This is a genomic window from Methylobacterium sp. J-001, assembly GCF_022829565.1.
Taxonomy (GTDB): domain Bacteria; phylum Pseudomonadota; class Alphaproteobacteria; order Rhizobiales; family Beijerinckiaceae; genus Methylobacterium.
In genome coordinates, this window is record NZ_JAKSYN010000042.1 from 118425 (window position 1) to 125197 (window position 6773).

A 6773-nucleotide genomic window follows, 5' to 3' on the forward strand; every position below is an offset into this window, starting at 1 on the left:
GTCAGCGCGTCGCCCGCGCGGCGGCGAAGCGCCGGATCGGCGCCATGGCGGCGCTCAGCAGCATCCGGGAGGTGCGCACGGCGCCGAATTCCCGCGGGATCGGCCGACGGCGATTCGGGTCGTTCACCGGCTCGACCGGCAGGTACAGGGCTTCGAGGAACGACATCTCCAGGAGCGTCGTGCCGGCCTCGTCGGCGATGACCAGGGCGGCGTCGAGCAGTCGCGGGTCGCCGCCATGCTGGCGCATTAGGCCCCGGACGATGGTTCGCGCCGCCGTCCGGGCGGCGTCCATGTCGGCGATGTCCTGGGCCGTCGGCGCGGGCAGATAGGCACCGTCGAGGCGGATGTAGAAATAGGCGCGGATCATGGGAGCGGTCCTCAGGATCGTGCGGCGAGGGTCAAGCGGCCTGGGCGCCGTCCTGGGGATCGGCCTTCTCGGCCGCCGATTTCGGATCGAAGGCGTCCGCCAGCAGGCTAAGGCGCCGGGCCATGTCCCGTACCTCGTTCAGCGCGATCGACTTCTGGCCTTCCTTGACCGCACGGGTGATGTCGCTGACCTGCGTGGTGGCGACCCGCCTCAGTTCGTCGGCGAGCTGGTGGCTGGTCATCATCGCATCCGGTCCCGAATTGGTTCGTCTGTGCCGGGACCGTGGTGGGACGCCGCTTACCAACCGGTTTCGCAGTGCCGCGATGCCTGTGGACAAGCCCGGCAGGCCTTCAATCCTGCAGGTGGCGGGCGGCGATGATCGAGGCGGCGGTGCGGTTCTCGACGCCGAGCTTGGCGTAGATACCCTCGAGGTGCTTGGTCACGGTGCGGTGGCTGAGCCCGAGGATCTCGCCGATATCGCGGCTCGACTTTCCCCGGGACAGCCAGAGCAGCACCTCGGCCTCGCGCCCGGTGACCGGCAGCCGCGCCCGCAGCCGCTCGATGCCGCCGGAGGCTTCCTCGCGCGACAGGCGCAGCAGGATCTCGTCCGGGGTGCGGCCGATGAAGCTCAGCGCGTGAGGCGTGCCGTCGCGGCCGGTGAGCGTCAGGGCGTTGGCCGAGGCGCCGGTGAGGCAGCCACGCAGCCAGTCCCGGGCCCGCGGCGGCAATTCGAGGGCGACCGCCGGATCGTGGCCGAGCCCTGCCAGCAGCCGTCCGGCCTGCGGGGTCGCCCACAGCACGGCCCCGGCCTCGGAGACCGCGAACAGGGTGCGCCCGGCGGTGTCGAGGGCGGCCCGGGCGCTCTGCGCGGCCCGTGCGCTGGCGAGGTGCACGCGGATCCGGGCCAGGATTTCGTCGGGGGCGATCGGCTTGGTGACGTAGTCGATTCCGCCGGCGCTCAAGCCCTTCACGATGTGCTCGGTCTCGCTCAAGCCGGTCATGAAGATCACCGGCACCCCGGCGATCTGCGGCTTGGCCTTGAGACGCCGGCAGGTCTCGAACCCGTCCATACCCGGCATCATCGCGTCGAGCAGGATCACGTCCGGGGTGATCTCGTCGACCAACGCGAGGGCGAGGTCGCCGCCCACCGCCACGAGCACGGTGGCGCCGGAGCGCTCGATCGCCTGGGTGAGGAAGCTCAGCGTGTCGGGCGAATCGTCCACAACCAGGACGACGTCGCGGCTCGGCTGGTTCGTCGGTGCCTCAGCCATGGCGGGCGAGCCCCTGCAGGACCGAGAGGTAGCGGCGCAGGTCGTAGCCCTCCACAAGGCCGCGCATCTGCGCCACGAAGGCGGGCGCAACCGTGGCGTCGCCCTCCATCTGGGCGAGCTTGGCCTCGATGGCGCGGATATGGCCGATGCGGCCCAGGCGCAACAACTCGCCGACATGCTCGGGGCCGGGATGGCCGATATCCGTGAGCGCCGGGGAGGGCTCGCGCAAGGAAAGCGTCGCTGCGTCGGTCCATTCGAGGTGGAGCAGCTTGCCGATCCGCTCCAGCACGTCGCGCAGGTCGAAGGGTTTGGCGAAGATCGCGTCGTGGGGGGCGTCGTCGCCGCGCACGGGGCTGATCTCGTGGACGTTGGCCGACATCATGGCGATCGGCCCCGTGTGGCCCTCCGCCCGCAGCGTCGCGGCAGCGGCCCAGCCGCTCATGCCCGGCATGGCGATGTCCAGCAGGACCAGGTCGATCCCGCCCCGGGCCACCGCCGCCAGGCATTCGGGCCCCGAGCCCGCCTCGATCACGAAGATCCCGTGCGGCTCCAGGATCGCCCGCATCAGGGCGCGGTGGGCGGTGTCGTCGTCGGCCACCAGGATCGTGCGGCGGGCACCGGCATAGGCCCGTTCCGGCGCGGAGGCCGGGACCGGCAGGATGATCGGCGCGGGCTGGGCGACGGAAGACAGCATCAGGCGCAGCCGGGCCTGGGTGCCGCCGCCCGGCGCCGCCGCCACGGTGATCTCGCCGCCGAGCAATTGCGCCAGCAGGTCCGCGATGGTGAGCCCGAGCCCCGTCCCCGGGGTGCTGCGGGCGGCCGGGGTCGAGCCGCGCTCGAACGGCTGGAAGATCCGGGCCAGATCCGCCTCCGGAATGCCCGGGCCGGTGTCGCGGATCGTGAATATTGCGATCTGGCTGCGGTAGCTCAGATCCAGCGAGACGGTGCCGGAGGGCGTGAACTTGATCGCGTTCGACAGGAGGTTGAGCAGCACCTGGCGCAGGCGCTTCTCGTCGGTGGCAACCACCGCGGGCAGGATCTCCGGCCGGGAGAACCGGAATTCGAGGCCGGCCTCCCGGGCCTGCAGCCGGACCATGTCGACCAGCTGGTCGAGGAACTCCGTAAGCCGAACCTCGTCCCGGTGGATCTCGAGCCGCCCGGCCTCCATGCGCGAGATGTCGAGGAGCCCGTCGATCAGCCCGGACAGGTGCTGGGCGCTGCGCCGGATCACCCGGATACCGTTGAGGCGCGGGGCCGGGATCGCAGGATCGGATTCGAGGAGCTGCGCGTAGCCGAGCACCGTGGAGAGCGGTGTGCGCAATTCGTGGCTGATGCCGACAACGTAGCGGCTCTTGGCGAGGTTGGCGGCCTCGGCCCGCTCCTTGGCCTCCTGCAGCTTGGCGTCCGTGAGCTTGTGCGCGGCGATCTCGGCCTCGTAGAGCGCGGTCTGGCGCATCGTCTCGGACTGGGCGACCCGCCGGCTCTCCTGGGCGAGGACGAATAGCCACGCCACCACGCCGAGGATCACCACTAGGATGAAGAACACGCTGGTGAGCGCCGAGCGCAGAAAGTCGCGGTGCTCGGGATGCGCGATGGTCGCTCCGGCATGCACGATCCCCAGGATCAGGCCGATCACCGCGCAAAGCGTCAGCATCACCGCCAAATAACGGCCGAGCGGCGCGCCGATCCAGGCCGCGGTGCGCCCCGGCAGGATCCGGCCGAGCGCCTGCTGCGCCTGGGCCTCCAACCGACCGTGCGGCTTGCACAGGTCGCCGCAGCGGGCATCGAGCGAGCAGCACAGGGAGCAGATCGGGGCGTCGTAGGCCGGGCAATGAGCCATGTCCTCGCCCTCGAAGGGCAATTCGCAGACCCGGCAGATGATCTCGCCCGCCCCCCAATCCTGCTTCGGTATCCGCGCGAGATACCAGCGGCCGGCCGTGGCCCAGGCGATCACCGGCGCCGCCGCAAAGGCGGTGGACAGCGTCAGGAGCGGCGCGAAGGGCTGGAGCGCGTGGCCGAGAAGGCCGGCATAGGCAAGGCCGCCGACGGCGAGCGCCAGCACCATGGCGCCGGTCCCGACGGGATTGATCGCGTAGAGATGGGCGCGCTTGAACTCGATACCCGGGGGCGAGAGGCCGAGCGGCTTGTTCACCGCGAGGTCGGCGGCCAGTGCCCCGACCCAGGCCGAGACCACGGAGGCGTAGAGCGGCAGCGTGCTCTCGATGGTCTTGTCGATGCCGAGCTCCATCAGGAGCACCGCGATCGCCACGTTGAACACCAGCCAGACCACCCGCCCCGGGTGGCTGTGGGTGAGCCGAGAGAAGAAGTTCGACCATGCGATCGAGCCGGCATAGGCGTTGGTGAGGTTGATCTTGAGCTGCGAGACCAGGACGAACAGGCCGGTCAGCAGAAGTGCCGCCCGGCCGCCCTCCCCGGTGACGTAGCCGAACGCCACCGCGTACATCCGGGTCGGCTCGGCGGCATGCTCGGGCGGGACGCCATGCCCGAGCGCCAGGACCGCGAGCCCGGCGCCGAGCAGGATCTTGAGCATGCCGGGCACGATCCAGCCGGCGCCACCCGAGAGCACCGCCAGCCACCAGCGCCAGTCGCGCTGGCCGACAGGCTCGGGCACGAATCTCAAAAAGTCGACTTGCTCGCCGACCTGGGCCAGCAGGGCCAACAGCACCCCGGTGGCGAGACCGAACCGACCGATGTCGAAGGCCGCCCCACCGCCGTCGAGGCCCGGAAAATCCGCCAGCGCATGCAGGGGCTCGGCGCCCTGCGCCGCCACGAACACGAGCGGCAGCAGGCTCAAGGCCACCCAGAGCGGCTGCGTCCAGATCTGGAAGCGGCTGATCAGCCGGATGCCGTAGACCACCAGGGGAATCACCGCGGCGGCGCAGAGGAGGTAGCCGACGCCCAGCGGCAGCCCGAAGCAGAGCTGCAGCGCCAGCGCCATGATCGCCGCCTCGATGGCGAAGAACAGGAAGGTGAAGCTCGCGTAGATTAGCGACGTGACCGTGGAGCCGAGATAACCGAACCCGGCGCCCCGCGTCAGCAGGTCCATGTCGAGGCCGTAGCGGGCGGCGTAGACGGTGATCGGCGCCGCGGTGGCGAAGATGATCAGGCCGACCACCAGCACGGCGGCCAGCGTGTTCGGGAAGCCCGCCGTCAGCGCCAGGGTGCCGCCGATCGCCTCGAGCGCCAGGAACGAGACCGAGCCGAGCGCCGTCTGCGCCACCTGGAAGCCGGACCAGCGCCGTGCCTTCTTGGCGGTGAAGCGGAGGGCGTAATCCTCCAGCGTCTCGTCGGCCACGAAGCGGTTGTAGTCCCGGCGGATCGGGATGATTCGCTGGGGGCCGCTCATCGGGGCCCCGTCCGGCACATGGAGCCGCGTTCGCGCACGCGCGCGCGCAAAAAATGCAGCGCCCGGGCGCTGCCCACGCTCCCTGCCTTCGCTCCCAACGATCCCTCAGACTTCTGCGCCGCGATGGTGCGCTCGATGCAAGAGAACGGCCATACGCAAAACATCGTATAGGCCGCAGTGCAACCGAAGACCTAGCCTGGACCAGTCGATCCGAGCCGCTTCTCAAGGCTTGGACGCGGATGAAGGCAGGCACGATGGCTGACGACACCGAGACCGGCGCGAAGAACGGCTTGCACTCCCCGTTGCGGCGCAGGCTGCTCATGGGACTGGCCGGCGCGCCGGCCCTCGCCTTGATGCCCCGCGGCGCCTGGGCGGCAGCGCCCACCTCGGCGGTGAACACAACCGGCCTCGCCGTGACCGACACCGAGGTGACGGTCGGCATCCTGCACTCGGTCACCGGCACGATGGCGATCTCCGAGACCGGCGCCCAGGAGGCGGAGAAGCTCGCCATCGCGCAGATCAATGAGGCCGGCGGCGTGCTCGGCCGCAAGATCAAGATCATCCAGGAGGACGGCGCCTCCGACTGGCCGACCTTCGCCGAGAAGGCCAAGAAGCTCCTGGTCAACGACCATTGCGCCGCCGTGATGGGTTGCTGGACCTCGGCCTCCCGCAAGGCGGTGCTGCCGGTGTTCGAGCAGTATAACGGCCTCCTGTACTATCCGACCTTCTACGAGGGCCTGGAGCAGTCCAAGAACGTGTTCTACACCGGCCAGGAGGCCACGCAGCAGATTCTGGCCGGGCTCGACTGGGTCCACAAGGAGAAGGGTGGCGACAGCTTCTACTTCATCGGCTCGGACTACATCTGGCCGCGCACCTCGAACAAGATCGCCCGCAAGCACGTCGAGAACGTTCTCAAGGGCAAGGTCGTCGGCGAGGAATACTTCCCGCTTGGCCACACCCAGTTCAACTCGGTCATCAACAAGATCAAGCTGACCAAGCCGAAGGTGATCTTCACCGACGTGGTCGGCGGCTCGAACGTGGCGTTCTACAAGCAGCTCAAGGCGGCCGGCATCGACCTGTCGAAGCAGGTGCTGATGACGATCTCGGTCACCGAGGACGAGATCGACGGCATCGGCGGCGAGAACATCGCCGGGGCCTATGCCTGCATGAAGTACTTCCAGTCGATCGAGAACGAGAACAACAAGGCATTCGTCGCCGCCTTCAAGAAGATGTGGGGCGAAAAGACGGTCATCGGCGACGTGACCCAGGCGGCCTATCTCGGCCCGTATCTGTGGAAGATGGCGTGCGAGAAGGCCGGCTCCTTCGACGTCGACAAGGTGGTCGCCGCCTCCCCGGGTCTGGAGTTCAAGGGCGCTCCGGAAGGCTACGTCCGGATCGACGAGAACCACCACCTCTGGTCGAAGACCCGGGTCGGCAAGGCCAAGCCCGATGGCCAGTTCGAGATCGTCTACACCAGCCCGGAGCTGATCAAGCCGGATCCGTTCCCGAAGGGCTACCAGTAGTCTCCAACGCTCCCCTCCCCCCTCTGCGGGGGAGGGATAGCGTTGCGTCAGCCGACATCGGGGCAAGGGCGGGGGGGAGACGCAGCAATTTTGCTCGGGCAGTCCCTCGGCGAATTCGGCGCTATCTTCTCCAGACAGGCTTCGCCCGGCCGCATCCTCTTCTCGGTCGGGTGGCTGATAGCGCGGAGCGTGCCGTTACACTTCGGTAAGGTGGCGGGAGCGCCGAAGCCAGTGCGGGTCTGCTT

The 6773-nt window shown here is 69.0% G+C and carries 5 protein-coding genes; 1 reads left to right on the forward strand and 4 read right to left on the reverse strand.

The window, feature by feature from the left end; genetic code table 11:
* Position 1 precedes the first annotated feature (1 nt).
* From MKK65_RS04410 to MKK65_RS04425, 4 genes are all read right to left on the reverse strand, one after another.
* On the reverse strand, positions 2–367 hold the full coding sequence (locus MKK65_RS04410; RefSeq protein WP_243955689.1) for a DUF6894 family protein: 366 nt from the start codon (positions 365–367) through the stop codon (positions 2–4).
* 31 nt (positions 368–398) lie between these two features.
* A complete protein-coding gene (locus tag MKK65_RS04415; protein ID WP_082643150.1) occupies positions 399–611 on the reverse strand; it encodes a hypothetical protein in 213 nt (70 codons plus the stop codon).
* A gap of 106 nt (positions 612–717) precedes the next feature.
* Positions 718–1638 carry a response regulator transcription factor gene (locus MKK65_RS04420; protein ID WP_243955691.1) on the reverse strand — a complete coding sequence of 307 codons (921 nt, stop codon included), beginning with the start codon at positions 1636–1638 and terminating at the stop codon, positions 718–720.
* Positions 1631–5005 carry an ATP-binding protein gene (locus MKK65_RS04425; protein ID WP_243955693.1) on the reverse strand — a complete coding sequence of 1125 codons (3375 nt, stop codon included), beginning with the start codon at positions 5003–5005 and terminating at the stop codon, positions 1631–1633. Before MKK65_RS04425 ends, MKK65_RS04420 begins: the two co-directional genes overlap by 8 nt.
* A 254-nt stretch (positions 5006–5259) precedes the next feature.
* On the opposite strand from MKK65_RS04425, the gene urtA reads away from it, so the two are divergent.
* Positions 5260–6528, forward strand: a complete 1269-nt coding sequence (gene urtA / locus MKK65_RS04430; protein ID WP_058191232.1) for an urea ABC transporter substrate-binding protein — start codon at positions 5260–5262, stop codon at positions 6526–6528.
* Positions 6529–6773: the final 245 nt, after the last annotated feature.